Below are 20063 nucleotides of genomic sequence, written 5' to 3' on the forward strand. Positions count from 1 at the left end.
AATCAAACAAATGAATACAGAAAGCAGTCTTTTTCGGGAGATCACCCCGGAAGATATGAAAAGGATCACCTCCCGCCACCTTAACACACAGGACATCAGGGAAGCCCGGCTCATGGAAGGCGGACTTTTTAATACCACATACCAATTAGTCTGCGGCCCCCACAAGAAAAAGGTCATTCTCCGCCTTGGTCCGGTAAACCGTCACCTGCTTCTTGGGTTTGAGGAGCATCTGATGGAGGCGGAAGCCCATGTATACCAGCTATTTGAAAGCCATGACATTCCCTGTCCCCGCATCCTGGTCACAGACACATCGCGCAGTCTGCTGGACAGGGATTTTATGCTGACGGAATATTTGGACAGCACAGTCATGCTAAAAGCAGGTCTTTCCGAAGAGGAAAAGAAAAGTCTTCATAAGGAGGCAGGCCGGTTAGCGGCAGTCATGCACAGCATCACTTCCCGGCAGTTCGGATGTATCTATGACTGTATGCATGACCGTGGTTTTACGTCCTGGTATGCTTTTCTGCACCACTATGTCTCTGACATTCTGGAACGCTCTGTAGATCACAATGCCTTTACCCGGCAGGAAGCGGATGCAATCCTCTCCCTGTTCTCCGAAAATAGGCCGCTGTTTGATAAGATCACCCTTCCATGCCTGGTTCACACAGACCTCTGGGAAGGTAACCTGCTGCTGAAAAAGAACAGGGATTCCTGGAGCCTGGCTGCAATTATAGACGGAGACCGGGCAATATGGGGTGACCCTGACTTTGAAATGGCCTCAGGATGGATGATCACTGACCGTTTTCTGGAGGGCTATCAGATAGACAAAGCTGCTTATCTTTCTCCCGATAGAACAGAACGCAGAAAATACTACAACCTTGTTTACGACCTGATCGACACTTACGTGGGAAAAGCAGAGTACAATCAGGCGGAGCAGTATAAAAACGGCTACAACAGAGTATTGCATTATCTATCCTGACGCTGCATCCCTTTATCTGCCCGGATGCCCGGAACACCATTCCGGGCGTCTGTCTACATATGGATCTCTGCTGCGTATCCATCCTCCCATTCCTTTTTTACAAATTCCACACTGCCCTTGTGTGCCTCCACGATCTGCCTGACAATGCGCAGTCCCATGACATGTACAGCAGCATTTTTATAAAGATCAGGGTGTTCCAATACTCCAATCACAGCAGCCGGAATCCCAGGCCCGCTGTCTGAAAATAGAATGTCAGCCCTATTCCCCTCCCCTGCCATTTTCACAAAAACAGTACATCCCTCCGGATTATGGCGGATGCTGTTCCCCATGAGATTGCAAAATGCCCTGAGCATAAGCCCCTTATCTCCAATCAGACGTATACTCTCCTCCTCCTGCCCAATCTGCAGGTCTATCTCATATCTGTCATCCAGCCCCTGGTTATAGTAGTCTGCCGCGCATTCCCGCAATAGCTCTGCCGGGGAATATTCCGCGGTGGATAGTGGCTGGGCCTGGTATTCCAGCTTTGATGTCAGATTCAAATCTGATATGAGCTGTTTGATCATAAGACTCTGCTTCTGTATCACAGCCGCTTTTTCCCGATGTGTTTCTGACAATTCCCCATCCTTTTCCAATTCATCCGCATACCCCACGATCAATGCCAAGGGGGTCCTGATGTCATGAGAGACCCCTGCGATCCAGTCTGTCCGGGCATTGTCCCTCTGCTCCAGTTTGAGGTTCTGCTGACAGAGGATGTCGGATGCCTGATTCAGTTTTGCCGCCAGTTCATCCGTGATTCCCTTTTCCGCAATTTCCACCTTCTCTTTTTTAGAAAGAGCCTCAATGCCCCATGCAACAGGCTTCAGTGCTTTGTAAAAACGATAACCGAACCAAAGTGCCAGACAGAGAAGCAGCAGAATATTCAGGATACAGAATATACCTGCGTTCCATCCGGCATTTTTCATCAAAGTTGCATCCATAATGGTGCTGATCCTTACGATACTATCCTTACTGCATCCAAAAACCAGAAGCCCGTCCTCATGCTGCCAGATATAGACAGGATAATCCTCCAGATACCATCGGCTGAATGCAGCCACATCCGGTATGCTGTACTGTCTGGGTATCTCCTTCGGAAGGTCGTACTCCCACACGGTTTTTCCCTCATTGTCAAGAAGCATGGCCCACTGAAACGGCGTTTTCCCCAGAATTTCACAACCTTCCGGGGACAGCCTGTAGTCTGTCCCTTGTCTGGAGATCCCGCTGCTGATACGCTCCATATTCCGGCGCACGGACGTTCCTCCCATCTGCTGCTGCCCATCCGACATACTGGTATATGCCAGATAAAAAAACACAGCCAGATTGATGAACACTACAAAGACCGTAATAAATACAGCCGTCAGGATATACCTGCGGCTGATCTTCCATAAACTTTTCATCCCTGTGTCTCATCCTCCTTTTTCAGCCTGTAACCAAGGCCCCTGACCGTTTGGATCCAGACAGGATGTGACGGGTCCTCCTCTATCTTCTCCCGCAGGTGGCGGATATGCACCATCAGAGTATTTTCATAGCCATAATAGGAATCTTCCCACACAGCCTGGCAGATAGCATCAAAGGTAACTATCTTTCCCCTGTCCCGGTTCAGTTTCTTCAGCAGGAGCAGTTCCTTGGCCGTCAGAGAGATGGTTCCGCCGCTGCTGATCACCTGCGCATTTTCAAATAAAACCCTTCGATTTCCCAGGATCAGTGTGCCCTCCTCCGAAGGCGGCTGAAAATAAGAAAAATAAACGCGTTTCAGTATAGCCTGGATCCTCAAGATCAGCTCCTGGGGAAGAAACGGCTTTGTAATATAATCATCTGCCCCCAGACCCAGACCAAACAGACGGTCATTGTCCTCATCCTTTGCGGAAAGAAAAAGGATCGGTGCCTGTGACTGCTCTCTGAGCCTGCGGAACAGCGTAAATCCGTCCCCGTCCGGAAGCATAATATCAAGGATCACAAGCTGGGGCTGTTCCCTTAAAAACACTTCCATCCCGCTGCTGCAGTCTCCCGCCGTGTATACGGTATCAAACCCGTTCTTTTTCAGTATCCCGCAAATCATGGAAGTCAGCTCTTTATTGTCATCTATCAGTAAAATTTTACAGTCATACAAATTCATGCGGATTTCCTCCTCTATCCCCAATATCTGCTTTCATGATAAAACATTTTCCACCTGATATCCACAAAGTACGGAAAATTTAAGGTAAAAATAAGGCAGTCTTCAGTCCTTTTTAAGTTCCCTGCTGTAAGATGGACCATGAAATCCAACTAATGAAGGAGGTAACATTATGGGAATTGTCATTGAAACTTCTTCCCTTACAAAACAATATGGAAAAAAGCAGGTGGTAAAAGATTTGGATTTAAAGGTTCCCGGGGGCTGCATCTACGGATTCCTGGGTCCCAACGGCGCCGGCAAATCCACCACTATGAAAATGATCCTTGGTCTGGCGAAACCCACTGCCGGCTCCATCACAGTCCTTGGAAAAACAGTAAACAGCCGGAACCGCCTCGCCATCCTAAAGGATACCGGCTCTCTGATCGAGTCCCCATCCTATTACGGACATCTGAGCGGGCGGGAAAATCTGCAAATCATCTGCACGCTGAAACAAGTTCCCGAGAATTCCATTGACGAGGTATTACAGACTGTCCGTATGGAAAAACAGCAGCACAAAAAAGTGGGACAATACTCTCTGGGCATGAAACAGCGCCTTGGACTGGCTGCCGCCCTGCTTGGACATCCCCGCCTGCTGCTTCTGGATGAACCCACAAACGGCTTGGACCCTGCAGGCATTCAGGAGATGCGGGAACTCATCTGCACACTCCCCGAGCGTTTTGGTATGACTGTCCTGGTCTCCAGCCATCTTCTGGCGGAAATGGACCAGATGGCAACCCATGTGGGCATTATCAACAAAGGCGCCCTGGTCTTCCAGGACAAACTCACAAGTCTGCATGAGCATAGTCAGGCACGTATGAAACTGCATACCACAGATGACCGGCAGTCCTTTCTGCTCTTAAAACATTCCGGGCTTCCCGTGGTGATAGAAAAAGAAACTCTATATTTAAACTCTGATCAGGATGGAGATATTCTCCGTACCGGAAGTATCCTGTCAGAAAACAGGCTGGGGATTCTCCGTCTGGAAGAACAACAGAAGAGCCTGGAGGATATTTTCCTCAATCTTACGGGAAGGAGCATCAGTTTATGAGAGAGTTGACTGCTGAACATCAGAAACAAAAACGCCGCAGAATATGGCTGATCCCTCTGGGCTTTCTGGTCATCCTGTATTTATGGATCTCTGTGAGCAGAAATTCTTTTGACGCCGATGATCTGGCTATGGGATATTCCTTTCTTCTGTATCAGCTCCCACTGCTGAATGTGGTCCTGGTGCCTGTTATGACAGCCGTCATCGCCAGCCGTCTCTGCGATATGGAGATCAAGGGGAATACCTTAAAGCTGCTTTATACGCTTCAGAAGAGAGAAAAATTTTATGACTGGAAATTTATATTTGAAATGAAATATCTGGTGGCTTTCACAGTGGGTGAGGGAATCCTGATTCCCCTTTCAGGTCTTTTAGGCCATTTCACCCAGGAAATGCCCCTTGATCTGATCCTGCTCCATGTGGGAACAAGCACATTGGTGGGCCTTGTTCTTTTGACCCTGCAGCATTTTTTATCTCTAATGTCAAACAACCAGATCGTACCGCTGCTGGCAGGGCTGATCGGTTCCTTCCTAGGTCTGTTTTCCATGTTTTTCCCACCGACAGCAGCCCGATTTGTACTCTGGGGATACTTCTCGGCCTTTACCCCCTACGGCATGCATTACGACAACCGGACACGTATCATGTCCTTTTACAGTATCCCGTTTCCAACAAGGACTTTTGTACTTTTCATATTGTTCGGTCTGATCTTTTTCTTCATCTGCCGGACAGTCTTTATAAAAAAGGAGGTGTAAACTGTGCTTAACCTATGTATAAAAGCCGAAAATAAAAAGCTGCGCCATTCTGTTATCTGGGCAGCCTGTGTTATCATCCCTATCATTCCCGCTGTAATGGGCACGTTCAATTATCAGCAGAATCTGGGCATCCTCACCGGAAAATGGTATTCCCTCTGGTCCCAGCTTTCCCTGTTTTATGCCTGCTTCTTTTATGCGCCCCTGATCGCCCTGTACTGCTCTTATCTCTGGCGCCTGGAGCATCTGAACCACAACTGGAATGTACTTATGACTGCACCTGTCTCCATCCCTGATATATTTTTCTCAAAACTGGCGGTCATCTTTAAGGTAACTGTCATAACCCAGGTATGGCTGGCTGTGCTCTTTCTCCTATGTGGAAAACTCGTCGGGCTTCCCGGAGGGGTTCCAGCACAGATCCTTTCCTGGCTCCTGCGCGGAACCCTGGCTGCCATGGCCATCGGTGCTCTCCAGCTTTTGCTGTCCATGTGCATCCGAAGCTTTTCCGTGCCCATCGGGATCGCCCTGGCGGGCGGTGTACTTGGACTGGTCATCAGCAACAAAGGGCTGGGACTGTACTGGCCTTACTCGCTGATGCTCATGGGCATGAACTCCAACAAAAATGAAGACACATTAGCCGGACAGTCCCTCTTCTTTTTCCTGAGCGTCCTTTTCTTTTTCCTGCTTTTCTCTGCTGCCGGCATCCTTTTGCTGAAAAAGAGAGATGTAAAAGCCTGACTGGAGGCAGAATATCAGATCTTTGATCTTTTGATCTGCCCCCAAAGTCCCCAGGCGCCCAGCAGAACAACTGCTGTGATGGCTGCCGTAAGCAGGCCTGCATCTATTTTCTGTAACACCAAAACAGCCAGCACCGGAATTATGCCTCCCACAAGGCCGCCCAGCATTCCTGCCATGGCCGGCAGACTCTGCTTCACCAGCACAGTCTCAGAAGTCCAGTTGTAATCCGGCATCTTCAGATTGATGAACATCCCCCATAGGGTATTAAAAAGCGAACACACCACAGGGGTGACAAACATGAGTACCCTCATGGACAGTGTCAGGGGGAACCGGATATTGATGACCAGCGCCGCCAGCAGGGCAGCCGGGATCTGCAGGGTAAGGTTCATTAAAATCTTGCTTTTGCAAATGGTCATATCGTCAATGGGCATGGATTTTAATATCCACAGGTTCTTACCCTCCAGTGACAGGGAAATGCAGGTAGTACAGCTCATGGACAGCAGAGCGCTGACTGCAAATGGCAGAACCCTGGATACCATTTCTGCCATGTTTGGAATCCCTGTCATTGCATCAAGCTGTTCACTGCTTATAAATATCATGGCAATCGTAAGAACAAGGGTCATCAGGCACCCCATCCCCATATTCAGGCAGTAGATCGTGGTGGAAAAGAAGCGTTTCAATTCTTTCCGGTAGAGGGCATTTATCTGGGATGATGCCTTCAGCTCTGTCAGCTTATAATCTGAACGGGAATGATAAGTCACCAGTGAGGTGTTCAGCCTTTTGTAAACCGGAGATATCAGCTTTACAAAAAGATAAAACCACAAAAGGGAACCCACCAGAAAACCGGCCATAGCCGCTATATTCCCCCTGACGATGCCGTGGAAAAACAGGGCGGCAGGCGGATAGAGCCTGTGAACCTGCTCCAGGATCATTTCACTGATAGAATGGATCTGGCTCATATCCAGATCTTCCGCAAACTGTCCCATTCCCATAGACAGCACCAGAACCGCAAGTGTGGCGGCAATGGAAATCACTGTAACCACCGCGTTTGCATATTTAAATCTGGATGAAAAAAGAATGATAAGTGTGCCAAGCAGGGCCGCAAGCGTGGTGGGGATCAGCGGTGCTGCCAGTATCCCCAGTATCCATTCCAGATAAAATCCCACACCCGGGACAGCATAGAGCGCATATCCGACTCCCATAGGGATCAGGACAACCGCTGTCAAAAGCAGGTTCAGTACATACATGGTTAAAAATCTGCTGGCGATCACCGTGCTGGTTTTCACCGGAAAGGACATCATCATGTCATATTCCTTATAGGCAAACAATACCCCGTTTGTCTTGAGTGCGGTAAAGAACAAGGTGATCAGCCCTGTGATGGCAACGCCGTAGCTGGGGATCACTTCTTCCATTCCCATGCTTCCAAGTCCATAAGCAAGCATATAGGCATAAAATGCGATCATCAGGATAACCAGGCCTACGGCAAAGGAGGTTATTTTTCTGCCCTTGGATTTCAGGCTCCTGCCGAATTCATTTTTCATCTGGGTCTTAAAAAGCAGCCAGCATTTACTCTTTGTCATGGTCGATCACCTCCAGGAACAGGCTCTCCAGCGATTCATCCTGGGTCAGCTCTTTGGTGCTGCCTGACACCATCAGGCTTCCGCCCTTGATGATTGCTATCTTATTACAAAGTTTCTCCGCCACATCCAGGACATGGGTGGAGAAAAAAATCGCACTGCCGTTCTCACACATCTCATGCATGACTTCCTTCAGTGTATGGGTTGCTTTTGGGTCAAGCCCTACAAAAGGTTCATCCAGCACCATGAGTTTCGGTTTGTGGATCAGTGCGGAGATAATGGCAGTCTTCTGTTTCATCCCATGGGAATAGGAGGAGATCAAATCACCAAGGCTGCTGGTGATCTCCAGCATATCGCCGTATTTCTGGATTAGATCTTTTCTCTCTTTTGCCCCAACCCCGTAAATGTCCCCCACAAAATTCAGGTACTGGATCCCTGTTAAATGCTCATACAGATCAGGATTATCCGGAATATAAGCCAATATCTGCTTACATTCCACAGGTGACTTCCTGATATCCCTGCCGTCAATGAGGATCTCGCCCTCCTCGAATTCCAGAACACCTACCGCTGCCTTTATGGTGGTACTCTTGCCTGCCCCGTTATGTCCGATAAAACCGTAGATATCCCCAGCCTCCACATGCAGGTTCAGATCACTGACGGCACGCTTTCCACCTTTATAAGTCTTTGAAAAATTTCTAATCTCTAACATTTTCTTTCCTCCCGGCCCAGGCCTTCATTCTTTTTCTTTTCCTCTGTTACAGGGGACGAGATAAGGGTCAGCTTTCTCGGCTTCCGTTTCCCGTCCGGCTGATGATCCATAACACTGCTGTACAGTTCTGCCATCTTGCCTAAAAATTCCTGAAACTCTTCATCTGACAAAAGCAGGACCACGGATGACAGGGAGATCATATCCCTCCGCGGATCCACATCTTCTCCCTTCAAATACCGTTGGAACTCCCCCATGATCCCCAAAAGGGAGCTGTGTATGAGCTGTCCGATTTCCTCTTTTCCAGGCTCTCGGCTGCCCATGGGGTTTTCCTGATTGAGTTTATACACCTTCTCCACAGTTCCCCGTTTTTTATTCTCCTGCACCACCAGTATCAGACCCGCATCCTCCAGGATCCTCATATGCCTGTACAGGCTGGCCTTTGGCACGTCACTCAACTCTTCCCCAATCTGCACGGTTGTGCCGTGTTCATGGAGAAGAAGATACTGGGCGATCCGCATTCTTACCGGATTCATGACTATCTTTGCCAGGTCCGTCCCATCCATTAGCCGCACCTCCTCCTCTCACGCACGATAGCTTATTATTTTCACTTTGTGTAATATTATCATTTTTGATACTAATACATAATTTCTGTTCTGTCAATACCTTTCACGCATCTGGTAAATATTTACACACAAAAAAACGCACCGTTACCAGTGCGTTTTTTATTGACCGGCTGCCTATACAGGATCAGCCCATATCATCCCTGAGTGCATCTATGATATTTTCTTTTCGTATCTTCTCTGTTGCGTACAGCATGGTGATAAATATTACCAGGAAAACCCCAAGTATACTGATGGCCAGACTGCTCCACGGAAATATAAATGCAATCTCCGTACCGCCCATCACCATTCCTTTATAAATGACCCAGGAGAGGATCCCGGAGATGGGCAGTCCAAACAACAAGGTCCGAAGCCCATACAGAAGGCACTCAAAACGCATCATCTTATTAAAATCACGGTCCGACATACCCACAGAGCGGAGCATGGCAAACTCACGCCTCCGCAGCTTGATATTGGTGGAAATGGTGTTGAACACATTGGCCACCGCGATCAGCGAGATCATGGCGATAAAGACAACCGCAAACAGATTCACAATGAACAGTATATTACGGGTTTGATCCAAAAGGCCGTAAATATTTTGCAGCGTGTAGTCCGAGGTGATCCCTGTCCCATCTATTATGTCCTGCATCTGTGCTGTGGACTGTGCCGGATCATCCGATAAAAAGGTAAGGCCTTTGCCCCTGACATCCACCGGCAGATTGGAGGGTACAAGCTTATCTTTAAGAGACCAGGGTGCCATGATCTGGAAAAAGTACGGCTGCTGTTCATAACTGCCTGAAAAAGACGGGGTGTCCGGGGGAACGGTTTCCACACAGGTGATCCTTACATTTTGTCCCCATTCCGTAATTGGTTCCCCATTTTCTTTCGGAAAGACCGTGACCTCCTCGGCAGGATTCCTGAACAGATCGGCAAGCTGACTCACATTTTCAGCCTCTCCGCTCTTGTCCTCCATTTTAGCAACAGCGATCAGCTTCACCTCTTCCCCCATGCCGGTGTCCTTCAAGGTATATGCACCGGAAGACAGACCCAGATCCTGCGCAATTTTCAGAAAGGTGTTGTCATCAAGAAACTGAATTTCTGCGGACAGCTCCTCTGTCCCCTCCTGCTGCGCCCCATTTACAGACTTCCGGTAATCCTCTGAGAGTTCTTCGACGGAAACCGCGCAAGTGTACTTCATTACAGACTGATAGGAGCTTCCCGTAACATCTTTGGCTGTTTTCAGCTTCTCGAAAATCTCCAGCATTTCCCTGTCATCCATATTCTTGGCATCAAGGCCGATATCAAAGTCAGTGACTACCTTTGCCTGTTCTGATGCCTGTTTCAAATCTGTAACAAAAGAACTGGATGCTACAAACAGAAGCACACTCAAAGTAAGGGACAAGATAATACTGCGGTACCTCCGCCTGTTTCTCTTAAAGTTTTTTGACGCCAGGATTCCCTCCAGGCCGAAGAATCGCCGTGTAAATTTACCTATCTTTATGTGTTTGGCGTCCACCTTGATCTCATTGGTCTGGCGGATACACTCCATCACAGGTGTTCTTGCCGCCTTCTTTGCAGGAATATAGGCTGAGATCAGAATGGTCACCATACTAATCACCCCAGCCGCCAAAAGCGCGGGAACCGACACCTTCAAAGTCAGTGGTACATTGGCATAGAGTACGTTGGCAAAGTTCTTTGCCACAAGAGCAAGTACCAGCTTGATGCCCGGAATACCTATCAGAATGCCTATTGGGATCCCGATCACGCCGATGCAGATCCCTTCAAACAGCACAGAATTCCTTAGCTGCTTTTCCGTAGCGCCGACTGACATTAAGATTCCGAACTGATGTGTACGCTCATTTAATGAGATATGAAAGGAATTATAGATCAAAAATACAGACCCCAGCATAACCAGGGCAACCATTATGATACCAATGGAATAAAGCATTGTATTGAACAGCTTATCATCTGAGATCCCCATAAAACGCAGTACGTCATCATTCAGCACATAGGCATGGCCTTCCCCGACGCTCTTGGCGTAAGAACGGACCTGTCCCGGTTTCTCCATGGTAACAAACGCGCTGAAACGTCCTGCTGTCTCTGCCTCATCCGCCATAGTTATCAGCGTGTATCCCGGTGCAGCGTACTCCTCAAAAGACGATCTTTGGCAGATACCCACAACCGTATAGGTCTTCTCTGCCGTGGAAACCAGCATTTCCTCACCTGCCCGGTAAGGATCGTGCTGGCTGAGTCTCTCATCCCCGGCCTGGCGGGTTCCCACCGAAAGGGTAAGCGTATCACCAACCGAAATCCGGACGCCGCCGTTTGCCGCAACATGGGCAGGGACAAGTATTTCGCTGCCGTTCTCAGGCATCCGCCCTGACAAAATGCTGATTGGAAGCATATCAAAAGTTTCCCGGTCAAACCCGGAAATAAATAAATACGGTTTATCGGGATTTTCTCCGCCCTCAAGCACTGCATAACCTATATTCTCCGCGGACGTCACGTCTGCGGCTCTGCTGTCAGCAGCCTGTTCCTGTACAAAAGCGGAATCCACATCCGGAAACATAATGTGCCAGTCTCCGTATTTCACCACCGCTCCGTTTATCATATAATTCTGCAGAGACACGGCAAAGGCAGCCACCGCTGTGATCAGGGCGGCTGACAGGGCAACCCCGACAATGGTTACAAGAGTCCTGGTCCGGTTCTTTTTCAGTCCCTGCAGGGCAACTTTATGAAAAATGTTCATTACCGTGCCACCTGCCTCTCATCCCGCACCACTTTTCCGTCAGATATCCCAATGATGCGGTCGGCCTGCAGGGCAATATTTTCATCATGGGTCACCAGGAGAAGGGTCTGCCCATACATTTGATTGCTTTCTTTCAGCAGTTTGATGATCTCATGTCCATTACGGCTGTCCAGACTTCCTGTGGGCTCATCGGCAAGCATGACCTGGGGTGCGTTCATCAGGGCGCGACCAATGGCCACACGCTGCTGCTGGCCTCCTGAAAGCTGGTTTGGCAGGTGCGTCCTGCGTTCCTGCAGCCCAAGCAGGTTCAGCAGGTCATTGAGCCGCTCCTTGTTGACTTTACGCTTATCCATCAGGATGGGCAGCGTTATATTTTCCACCACATTCAAAGTAGGGATGAGATTGTGAAACTGATAGATCAGCCCCACCTGCCGCCTGCGGAAAACAGCAAGCTTTTCATTACTTTGGGAATACACATCCTGCCCGTTCAGATACACCTTCCCGCTTGTGGGCACATCCACACCTGCAATGGCATGGAGCAAAGTAGATTTGCCGGAACCGGAAGAACCGATGATCGCCGTAAATTCCCCCTTCTCAATAGTCAGTGAAACATGATCCAGCGCAGTGACCTGATTCTCCCCCTTGCCATAGACCTTACATAGATTATCAACTTTTAAAAACTCCATTCTATGAGCCTCCTTTTCTTGTGCTTCACTCATATCATAGAACTTACCGATTACATTTCGGTGACTTTTAAGTGAGAGATTCGTCACTTTCGGGTGAACACAGTTGAATAAGACTCCGGTGCATGTACTGCCTCAGAGCCTTATATCCTGTATTATTCTGTTTTTCTACGTCAGAGGGTACAATACTTTCTCAAAGTCCTTCACATAATATTTTATATTCGTTCTGCCCTTCTGCCCAACGCTGTGGCCTTCTGCCTCCAGCTTCTCCTTTTGAGCCTCCACTCCGCCGGGATATTTGGGATTCAGCTCCCCATTGGCCTTCAATGTGCGCCAGTAAGGCGTAATATCCTCATTCCTCTGGTAACTTGCCCATGCCGCTATAGATACAAAGATACCGGCTGTGATAGGGTCTGTAAAATCAGCATGGCCGTTTTCGGCAAAATAGCTGCGGATTTCCCCCACTGTAGTCAGCCTTCCCTCCGGGATACGTTTCATAACCTCATCATAATACAGCGGCGGGGCAAAATACATCCTGCTGCCCCCATACTTTTGTATTGTCTTCTCATCCGTAACGATCTGTACCTTAGGCATACCTGTGTCTTTATGCAGCATGGCGTTAAAATCCTTCTTATCTTCATTTGCCATATAGGACACCTCCTTTATGCTTTAAGGATACCCGCTTACAGTTAAATATGCAATGAGACTGTTTTAATTATTTACTGTTTTTCACATACCCTGTACCGCAGGATCGTTTTCATTTTTTCTGGTGACGTGCGGCTCATATCTTTTAAGTAGATCTCCCTGTGGGTGTGTCCCTTTCTCTCCAGCTGGTTTTCCTTCAAAAACAGGTCCATTTTTTCAAAAGATTCCGGCTCGTCATCAAACAGTCCCGTGTGAAGTATCTGCACACACAGCCCCTCCTCACACGTACGAAAAGCGATCTCATCCAATAGAGGATTCGTTTTTTTCTTCTTTACTGCCTCAAGGGCTTCCCGATACCTTTCCTCCGTAATACAGTCCGGCTGACGTATCATGACCGTATAGATCAACCGCTCCTTATCCTCCAGCACATGGGCTTCAGCCCCGGCTTCGTCATCCATATCCCAAACACCTTCCAGGGGATACACCGCGAATTCTTCCATCTCATCCTGCCCTGCCTCTTTATGTTCCGCCTTATACCGCATCTTTATACTATAGGCAAGAGCATAAAGCGCGCCAACCCGCTCAGAAAACGCCTCCTGATTCGGATCCCCTTTTCCGCTTATCATAATAAACTTCTGTTTTGGAACCTCCACAACCACTGCCTCCCCCCGAGGCCCATACAATTCCTTCTCCTGCTTTCTCCAATCATACTTCATATCTTTTCCTCCAGACTATTTCTATATACACTCAACGGTCCGCAGCTTTTCCTATCTGCTCCAGCCCTACCATAAGTATATCACCCAAACACGACACCTCTATGTCATCATTAAAACAGTATCCATTATCAAATACTTTTTACACAAAACAAACCGCAAACCCCTCAAAGCCTCAGTCAATAAAAAAGCGCCACTGTATCCCACCATACAACAGCGCTTCCTCTTTCATCTTATCTTTTCCTTTCTTTTCCTTCCCCCCACATTCCCGGCAGCGAAAACCAGGAAGGAGCGGCGAGGGGCGGCGGGGGATATATCTGTGGCAGCGAGGTTAAGTGGAAGGTTCTGTGAAATCCACCTCTTACGGAAACTTAGGCGCGAACCCGCTGGTGAGCGTCTTAGTTGCAGTTAGAGGTTAGTTCACAGGTTCTGCAACGTCGAGCGGCCACAGATATATCCCCCGCCGCCCCTCGCCGCTCCTTCCGTCCCCCTTTCCGTCCCCCCCTTTCCTAATTCCGAATCCGAAACGTCTTATCCGCCACCCGATAAACCGCCACACAAGCCCCCACACAATAAACCACACAAAAAAACGTTACCACCGACCCAAACACCAGCGTACTCATCCGCAGATTCATAAACGCAAAACACACAATATAAGTCACCCAGGTAACAATCTTATACGTCCCCCCGACCACCTCTGTCCCCGCATTATACGGCTGCAGCAGATAATAGCAAGTCAGATAATGCACCGAAAAAAACGCACTCAAAGCCAGTACGGACACAAAAAGCAGCAGATAATTCAGCGGATTATCCGTCCCCCCGGAGAAATACAGAAGCACCGGAAGACCCACTCCAATCACGCCCGCAGGCAGCAGGTTTACCTTTATGATCTCCCGAAGCCTGATCCGAAACAACTTTAAAATAAACTCCGGCCGCTTATAAAAAGAATAGGTGAGCATACTGTGGTCACAATTCATAAACAATGCCTGTGTAAAACTGGTCCCCCGGTTGATCATATACATGATAAACACAAAATACGGCAGGAACACCATGAGCATCCTGTTTATCTGCCTTCTGACATCCTCATTGATCCGGACCAGAAACAGTATTCCCACAAAAAGGAACAGACAGATCATGGCCTGCCTTTTCACAGATTTCCACAGGATCTTCTGATGTCTCCGCACAAACAGTTCATTAAAAAATTCAAAACCCTTCTTATCGCTTGTAATTCCCGTATCCTGGCTGATCAGCTTTCGGTTCTGCTCCTCAACGGCTGCTTTTGCGGTCTGTTTAAAATCCATTCCGTTTCTGAATTTAGCCAGAAGCTGCTGGTATAATTCCCTGTAACCATCAAATTTCGCCATATAAACCGCTGCCGCAAAAGCTCCGGCCAAAGATAAGAGCATAACTGCAGCCATAAACCACAGCGGCAGGATGACCCCCAAATACGGCAGTCCATAGGCAGCTGCCAGGAATACTGCCGTCAGCCCCCAGCCCAGTCTGCCCGGCAGATTCTCATCCCTGCTTTCCCCGCTCTTTTTAAAATCAGCAAGATAATTCCAGGCTATCAGCATTTTCACAGATACAATAAAAAACGGAAACAGCAGACAACACCAAAGAGGAATCTTTCTTCCCAAACCCAGCAGGATAAGAAACGGCATAAACCCCAGGATGCATTTTCCCATTTGATACACATAGTTGGTGAGTGTATAAGACCTGGCGTCCATACGCATCAAGATCATGGCATAATACTTGTCATTGCTGGGGTTAAACATATAAGTATTCATATAAGCGCCAATCATAGTGAGAAAAAACAAAATATGTACAAACAGCGTCCCGTTCCCCTTGTTCTCATAAACGGCCCCTATCCCGAATACCAGGATCAGAAGATATAAAAACTTTCCTAAAAAAGTACCGGCCAGTTCCCACAGCGCAGCCAGAACATTGGCAAATATCTTCAGCCCCCTGCTTTTATACAGGCTTTCCGGCAGTAGTTTTTTCACAAGAGGGATCTGTTTTATGGAATAAAGGATCGTATTTACCCGATATGTATTTTTCAGCGAAAAAGAAATACGAAATGTCCTAATCATTCTCCTCCTCCTTCAGTGCCCGTATGATCTTGTCCTTAAACTCCCCGCTGTCCAGATTGGACTGGTCCACCACCTCCAGCTCCCCGTGGTTGAGAATCACGATCTCATCACACAAATCCAGGGCCAGCTCCATAATATGGGTGGAAAAAATAATGATCCTGTCCTGTTTTAATGAGCGCAGAAGCTGTTTCATCTCCTCCGCCACCACCACATCCAGGGAGGTCAGCGGTTCATCCAAAAGAAGAAGCTTGGGCTGTGCGATTATATTGATCAGCATCTGCATCTTATTTTTCATACCATGGGAGTAGTCTTTCAGAAGCTTGTCCCGGTCCTCCTCCTCAATATTCATAATGGAAAAATACGCGTCCTCCGATCTTTTATCTGCAATACTGCTTTCATTGATATCAATGAAGAACTTTAAAAATTCCCTTCCTGTCAGGAATTCCGGTACAGTGGGCGTTGACAGCACATACCCGATATCCTCTGCGCTGATCTCTTTTTTCTCCCCATTCTCCAACAGGAAAAATGTACCTCCGTCTGCCCTCAAATCCCGGTTCAGACAGTTAAAAAGTGTGGTTTTACCTGCTCCGTTTCTTCCCAGCAATCCATAGATCTTTCCGCTGTCAAATGTAAAAGAAATATCTTTTAGTACCTGTTTTTTCTCAAAAGCTTTTGAAAGGTGTTCTATGACAAAATTCATGCAGCTTCTCCTCTCCGGCTATGTCAATAGGCCTTTAGAAATTATAGACATTTATAATATATTATGTCTATTATAACAGAACCTGCCCAGCTGTCACGTGAACATTTTGTTACATTTCCGGGCACACTGAGGGCCAGGCTGCAGCTTTCCTTTACAGGAATCTGCAGCCCGGCCCAGCTGTTATCCTTATGGCATTTGATCAAAGAATTCCTGATACACCCTACTCTTTTCCAAAGGTATTGGCCTTGCAGGTTCGCAACAGCGGCATCTTTTTACCGGCGTGGTTATGGTAACCGTGTCATCCGGAAAATATTCTTCCGAACCGGAGCTGAATACAGACGCCGTATTTGTAATAACACCGCAGGCCCTTGCGTGGACCATGCCTGCGATGAGCACCGTCACGGTTTCCCCTTTCTTTATGGTACCAATACGTTCTGACCCCTTCCACTCGGCCCAAGTCCTTCCTCCGTCTATAGAAAACTGCAGATTCCACAGCTCCCTTGGAATATAATCGGCGAGTACCACCCCGTATGCGTCCGCGGAACCACTGTTTTCCAGAAGAATGGTATAGATCAGGTATTCACACGGTACGGCACAATCCGGATAAGCAGTCTTGGTGATAGATAACTCCGGTATCTGCGCAACCGGCGTTACAAGATCACATGTGTTATTGTCAGGATAAGGGTCTCTTGTACTGCTGCTCACCTCCGCAAAATTGGAGAGCTGCCCTGCTGCATTATGGGGCACAAATCCCCGAAGCAGAAGTCTTACAAACGTACCTGCTGCCAGAAATGCAGCGGTCCATGAGCCGTTCCACGGATACCAGTTTTCCCCGTCATCACTGGAACATTCCAGATTCACCAATGTTGACGGCATGGCATCTTCCAATACCACCTGCAGGGCATCCGACGGTCCCGCATTCTTCACAAGGACCTCATAGGTAATAGACGCTCCCGGTCTGGCAGGGTTTGGCTCTGCACTTTTCTTTACAGACAGGTCTGCAGATGCATCCACGGTTACCTCCGCCTCATCTGAATTATTGTCCGGCTCAGGGTCCGGAGTGTCGGAACTTACAAAAGCTGAGTTGACAAGGCTTCCTGTAAAGGAAGGCTCTGACCGTCCTCTCAGCAAAACCTCCACCCGTTCTCCCACATCCAGGGATGTGACGGCATAGGAGCCTCCCCAGGGGAGCCAGGTAGTTCCTTTGTCAATAGAATACTCTGCCTCCATCAGATAGGGGGATGCCGTATCCCGGATCACTACATTCTCCGCCCTGCCCGGTCCCTCGTTTCCGGCCGTGATGGTGTAGACCACCCTCTGCCCGGCTATGATACTTTCTGGATCTGCCGTTTTCGTCAATACCAGATCTGCCCCCGGTTCCACGGCAACCTGGACTTCTGATGAATTGTTATCCGGATCTGGGTCAGGAACAGACGAACTCACATGCGCGGTATTGATCACCGTCCCAGTAAATCCTGAAACCACCGTCCCCCGCAGCAGCACAGTCACACTGCTTCCGGCCAAAAAAACAGGCCAGGTATACGAACCGCTCCAGATATTCCACACACTTCCACCATTCAGGGAAAACTCCATTTCTATGATCTGTTCCGGAACAACATCTGTCAGCGTTACGTTGACCGCATCGGATGGCCCTCTGTTTTCAATCAGTACGGCATATTGGATTCTCTCCCCTTCATATACCGAAGTCTCCGAAGCTGTTTTTATCACAGCCATATCCGCCGACTGATCCACAGGTATCTCTATGGTATCTTTATTGTTTGACAGATCCGGGTCCGGTGTATCGGACTGTACCTCTGCGGTATTGAAAAAACTGCCTGTGGCCGATGCCGGAATATCCCCCCTGATATGGAATCTTACACTGCCGCCTGCCGGTATATCAAATACACCGGTCTGGCCTTCAAATGTCCTCCAGGTCACTCCCCCGTCATAAGAGATCTCCGGTTTTTCCAGTTCTGCCGGGATATGATCCATCATGTTTGCGTTCAGGGCTTCATCCGGTCCTTTGTTTTCCACCTCTATCTCAAATACGATGGATTCCCCTGCAATTCCCACAGATGGAACTGCGGTCTTGACAACCGACAGATCAGCCAAACGGTTCACCGGTGTCACCACTGTGGAGGTATTGTCATCCGGGTTGTCATCCCGGGAAGCTGTGGTGACACGTGCCGTATTCTCCACCTCAGTGGCTGTACTGCTGCTGAAGTTTCCCCGGATAAGGACTGTCCGCTCCTCCCCGGCCTGCATCTCCCCGATCTCTAGGCTGCCCGTCCATGGGTTCCATGTCCCCCCATGGTCTGTACTGTACTCCGGCAGAAGGATTTCCGGGGGGATATCATCCGTAAGCTGTACCTCCAGTGCCGGATTCGGCCCCTGATTTCTGACCGTGATCGTATAGGTGATCTGTTCCCCCTCATTCAGCAGATCCGGTACAGCCGTCTTCTCCACAGACAAATCTGCCCTTGACTGGATCTCGATGATATAATCCTCAACCTCTCCGTCAGACGCAGGCCCCACACTCCTGGCATCCTGCCCCTGTAACGTCCCTTCCGGCAAATCATCCGTGGTAAGGCGCAGCCTTAAAAATGTATGCCCCGGCCGAAGCTGCGTGGAGGGCGGAACTGTAAAATCCAGAGAAATGATCTGCGTCTGGGAACTGGAAGGCACCGTCTGATGCACCGCCTCATCCGCCTCAAACAATCCGTTATTGTTAAAGTCTACCCATCCGTACAGATTGGCCAATGCCCCTGTCAGATTCCTGACAGCCGCGTTCACATGATATGTGTTATCCGTCACAGTCAGGGAGGCCAGAGGAACCGTCAGCGCGTCATCCTGTATCTGCCTCTCCAGATCATCCCCGTCCGCTGCTGCATTCTGGTGTGCTTCCATCTCCCCGGTTATCTGCAGTCCCAGCGTCAGTCCGTCAACGATCCGATGACGGGGACCGTCACTTGTAAGCAGGGTATTATAATTTCCGCTGCCGGCTGTCCCTCCGATATCCGGGGCATCTCCAAAATCCACTTCCAGCGCCGCATAAGGACACATGGTTCCATCCTGGAATGTGTTCTGCACCGTCTGTGAAAATCTGGCTGCCCGGGCTCTGTCCTGTTCGATCAGATACCGGTAGATAGTCCCGTCCCCACTGGATACCGCATAGAGCACCCCGTTCTGGTCCATGACAGCTGCCCCAAAAACACTGCCTGGGTTAGGCCCCGTAGTATCAAGAGCAGTCACCTGACCGTTTGGCTCTATCCGGTATACGGTTCCGTCATCTGCCACCCCATATAGGACATTTTCCCGGGGATGCCACACCCAGTCACCAATCTGCAGCGGTTCTGAGAGCACTGTACCGTAGTTGTCCGTCTGTTCGGTATAACCGGAGGCCGGGTCCACCAGTTTTAAATAGGTTGAGGAACCCGGCCTTAAATCCACGGTGTAGAATCTCTGCTCCCCTGACATGTACAGATAATAGTACCCGTTCAGATCCAAAGTCCCCACATGATAAAAAGCCGCAGGCAGTCCCTGCGGTCTGGGAGTCAGAACATCAACCGCGCCGCTGTCATCCACTCGGACTAGCTGGTTTGCTGTCTGGTCGTATCCATAAATATAATAATCCAGCACATTGTAGCCAATGGCATTCACATCACTGTCAGGAATCAGGCTGCCCCGCAGATCTGCCCTGCCGGTCACCATCTCCACCTCATACCAGCTTGTGGGCCTGCCGGAAAACAAGATCATTTTAGAATCGCAGACAAAGGGTCCCTTGGCCGAAGCCCGCCCCCCTGTACCATTATTTCTCTCCGCCATACTCATACCTCCGCATCTGTTTCGATTTTTGCCTCCTATAACATATTCGGAGGGGGAGCGAAATGTTCTTCATTTTTATT

The 20063-nt window shown here is 48.9% G+C and carries 16 protein-coding genes; 4 read left to right on the forward strand and 12 right to left on the reverse strand.

Going from position 1 to position 20063, the window contains the following annotated elements:
• Positions 1 to 10: 10 nt before the first annotated feature.
• Positions 11 to 976, forward strand: a complete 966-nt coding sequence (locus tag C6P39_RS03450) for a phosphotransferase family protein (RefSeq protein ID WP_104802829.1) — start codon at positions 11 to 13, stop codon at positions 974 to 976.
• Positions 977 to 1029: 53 nt separating this feature from the next.
• On the opposite strand, the gene C6P39_RS03455 is transcribed toward C6P39_RS03450, so the two are convergent.
• Positions 1030 to 2409 (reverse strand): sensor histidine kinase, encoded by a 1380-nt coding sequence (locus tag C6P39_RS03455; protein WP_104802830.1) that lies wholly within the window; start codon positions 2407 to 2409, stop codon positions 1030 to 1032.
• A complete protein-coding gene (locus tag C6P39_RS03460) occupies positions 2406 to 3128 on the reverse strand; it encodes a response regulator transcription factor (protein ID WP_104802831.1) in 723 nt (240 codons plus the stop codon). The genes C6P39_RS03455 and C6P39_RS03460 overlap by 4 nt, the downstream gene beginning before the upstream one ends.
• Before the next feature lie 169 nt (positions 3129 to 3297).
• Here C6P39_RS03460 and C6P39_RS03465 point away from each other — a divergent pair, with 169 nt between their 5' ends.
• Genes C6P39_RS03465 through C6P39_RS03475 form a run of 3 tightly spaced genes read left to right on the forward strand, consistent with a single transcriptional unit; the run spans position 3298 to position 5693 of the window.
• Entirely contained in the window at positions 3298 to 4212 is a 915-nt protein-coding gene (locus C6P39_RS03465) for an ATP-binding cassette domain-containing protein (protein ID WP_104802832.1), read from the forward strand.
• Positions 4209 to 4958, forward strand: a complete 750-nt coding sequence (locus C6P39_RS03470) for an ABC transporter permease (RefSeq protein ID WP_104802833.1) — start codon at positions 4209 to 4211, stop codon at positions 4956 to 4958. The genes C6P39_RS03465 and C6P39_RS03470 overlap by 4 nt, the downstream gene beginning before the upstream one ends.
• A gap of 3 nt (positions 4959 to 4961) precedes the next feature.
• Positions 4962 to 5693: an ABC transporter permease gene (locus C6P39_RS03475; RefSeq protein ID WP_095173301.1), complete on the forward strand. Its 732-nt coding sequence runs from the start codon at positions 4962 to 4964 to the stop codon at positions 5691 to 5693.
• Between the two features lie 14 nt (positions 5694 to 5707).
• Here the strand turns inward: C6P39_RS03475 and C6P39_RS03480 are convergent, their stop codons facing one another.
• The 10 genes from C6P39_RS03480 to C6P39_RS03525 all read right to left on the reverse strand — a co-directional run bounded on the left by C6P39_RS03480 (position 5708) and on the right by C6P39_RS03525 (position 19983).
• Positions 5708 to 7273 (reverse strand): ABC transporter permease, encoded by a 1566-nt coding sequence (locus tag C6P39_RS03480; RefSeq protein WP_104802834.1) that lies wholly within the window; start codon positions 7271 to 7273, stop codon positions 5708 to 5710.
• Positions 7260 to 7979: an ABC transporter ATP-binding protein gene (locus C6P39_RS03485; RefSeq protein ID WP_095173299.1), complete on the reverse strand. Its 720-nt coding sequence runs from the start codon at positions 7977 to 7979 to the stop codon at positions 7260 to 7262. Before C6P39_RS03485 ends, C6P39_RS03480 begins: the two co-directional genes overlap by 14 nt.
• Positions 7973 to 8542 carry a helix-turn-helix domain-containing protein gene (locus C6P39_RS03490; RefSeq protein ID WP_104802835.1) on the reverse strand — a complete coding sequence of 190 codons (570 nt, stop codon included), beginning with the start codon at positions 8540 to 8542 and terminating at the stop codon, positions 7973 to 7975. Before C6P39_RS03490 ends, C6P39_RS03485 begins: the two co-directional genes overlap by 7 nt.
• Before the next feature lie 184 nt (positions 8543 to 8726).
• Positions 8727 to 11327 (reverse strand): ABC transporter permease, encoded by a 2601-nt coding sequence (locus C6P39_RS03495; protein WP_104802836.1) that lies wholly within the window; start codon positions 11325 to 11327, stop codon positions 8727 to 8729.
• A complete protein-coding gene (locus tag C6P39_RS03500; RefSeq protein WP_104802837.1) occupies positions 11327 to 12013 on the reverse strand; it encodes an ABC transporter ATP-binding protein in 687 nt (228 codons plus the stop codon). Before C6P39_RS03500 ends, C6P39_RS03495 begins: the two co-directional genes overlap by 1 nt.
• A gap of 165 nt (positions 12014 to 12178) precedes the next feature.
• Entirely contained in the window at positions 12179 to 12658 is a 480-nt protein-coding gene (locus tag C6P39_RS03505) for an MGMT family protein (protein WP_104802838.1), read from the reverse strand.
• A 71-nt stretch (positions 12659 to 12729) separates the two neighbouring features.
• The gene (locus C6P39_RS03510) at positions 12730 to 13371 is read right to left on the reverse strand and encodes a GyrI-like domain-containing protein (RefSeq protein ID WP_104802839.1); all 642 of its coding nucleotides are present in this window, start codon (positions 13369 to 13371) and stop codon (positions 12730 to 12732) included.
• Between the two features lie 506 nt (positions 13372 to 13877).
• Positions 13878 to 15458, reverse strand: a complete 1581-nt coding sequence (locus C6P39_RS03515) for a hypothetical protein (protein WP_104802840.1) — start codon at positions 15456 to 15458, stop codon at positions 13878 to 13880.
• Positions 15451 to 16158 carry an ABC transporter ATP-binding protein gene (locus C6P39_RS03520; RefSeq protein WP_104802841.1) on the reverse strand — a complete coding sequence of 236 codons (708 nt, stop codon included), beginning with the start codon at positions 16156 to 16158 and terminating at the stop codon, positions 15451 to 15453. The genes C6P39_RS03515 and C6P39_RS03520 overlap by 8 nt, the downstream gene beginning before the upstream one ends.
• A gap of 186 nt (positions 16159 to 16344) precedes the next feature.
• The gene (locus tag C6P39_RS03525; RefSeq protein ID WP_158661448.1) at positions 16345 to 19983 is read right to left on the reverse strand and encodes a DUF11 domain-containing protein; all 3639 of its coding nucleotides are present in this window, start codon (positions 19981 to 19983) and stop codon (positions 16345 to 16347) included.
• Positions 19984 to 20063 lie beyond the last annotated feature (80 nt).

Origin of the sequence: Blautia marasmi (assembly GCF_900258535.1) — a bacterium.
In the GTDB taxonomy this organism is placed as follows: domain Bacteria; phylum Bacillota; class Clostridia; order Lachnospirales; family Lachnospiraceae; genus Blautia; species Blautia hominis.

Coding starts and splice junctions, on each gene's coding strand:
- C6P39_RS03450 (WP_104802829.1), top strand. CDS start 11: ATGAATACAGAAAGCAGTCTTTTTCGGGAGATCACCCCGGAAGATATG.
- C6P39_RS03505 (WP_104802838.1), bottom strand. CDS start 12,658: ATGGCAAATGAAGATAAGAAGGATTTTAACGCCATGCTGCATAAAGAC.
- C6P39_RS03500 (WP_104802837.1), bottom strand. CDS start 12,013: ATGGAGTTTTTAAAAGTTGATAATCTATGTAAGGTCTATGGCAAGGGG.
- C6P39_RS03465 (WP_104802832.1), top strand. CDS start 3,298: ATGGGAATTGTCATTGAAACTTCTTCCCTTACAAAACAATATGGAAAA.
- C6P39_RS03515 (WP_104802840.1), bottom strand. CDS start 15,458: ATGATTAGGACATTTCGTATTTCTTTTTCGCTGAAAAATACATATCGG.
- C6P39_RS03490 (WP_104802835.1), bottom strand. CDS start 8,542: ATGGATGGGACGGACCTGGCAAAGATAGTCATGAATCCGGTAAGAATG.
- C6P39_RS03460 (WP_104802831.1), bottom strand. CDS start 3,128: ATGAATTTGTATGACTGTAAAATTTTACTGATAGATGACAATAAAGAG.
- C6P39_RS03525 (WP_158661448.1), bottom strand. CDS start 19,983: ATGGCGGAGAGAAATAATGGTACAGGGGGGCGGGCTTCGGCCAAGGGA.
- C6P39_RS03495 (WP_104802836.1), bottom strand. CDS start 11,327: ATGAACATTTTTCATAAAGTTGCCCTGCAGGGACTGAAAAAGAACCGG.
- C6P39_RS03455 (WP_104802830.1), bottom strand. CDS start 2,409: ATGAAAAGTTTATGGAAGATCAGCCGCAGGTATATCCTGACGGCTGTA.
- C6P39_RS03470 (WP_104802833.1), top strand. CDS start 4,209: ATGAGAGAGTTGACTGCTGAACATCAGAAACAAAAACGCCGCAGAATA.
- C6P39_RS03510 (WP_104802839.1), bottom strand. CDS start 13,371: ATGAAGTATGATTGGAGAAAGCAGGAGAAGGAATTGTATGGGCCTCGG.
- C6P39_RS03485 (WP_095173299.1), bottom strand. CDS start 7,979: ATGTTAGAGATTAGAAATTTTTCAAAGACTTATAAAGGTGGAAAGCGT.
- C6P39_RS03480 (WP_104802834.1), bottom strand. CDS start 7,273: ATGACAAAGAGTAAATGCTGGCTGCTTTTTAAGACCCAGATGAAAAAT.
- C6P39_RS03520 (WP_104802841.1), bottom strand. CDS start 16,158: ATGAATTTTGTCATAGAACACCTTTCAAAAGCTTTTGAGAAAAAACAG.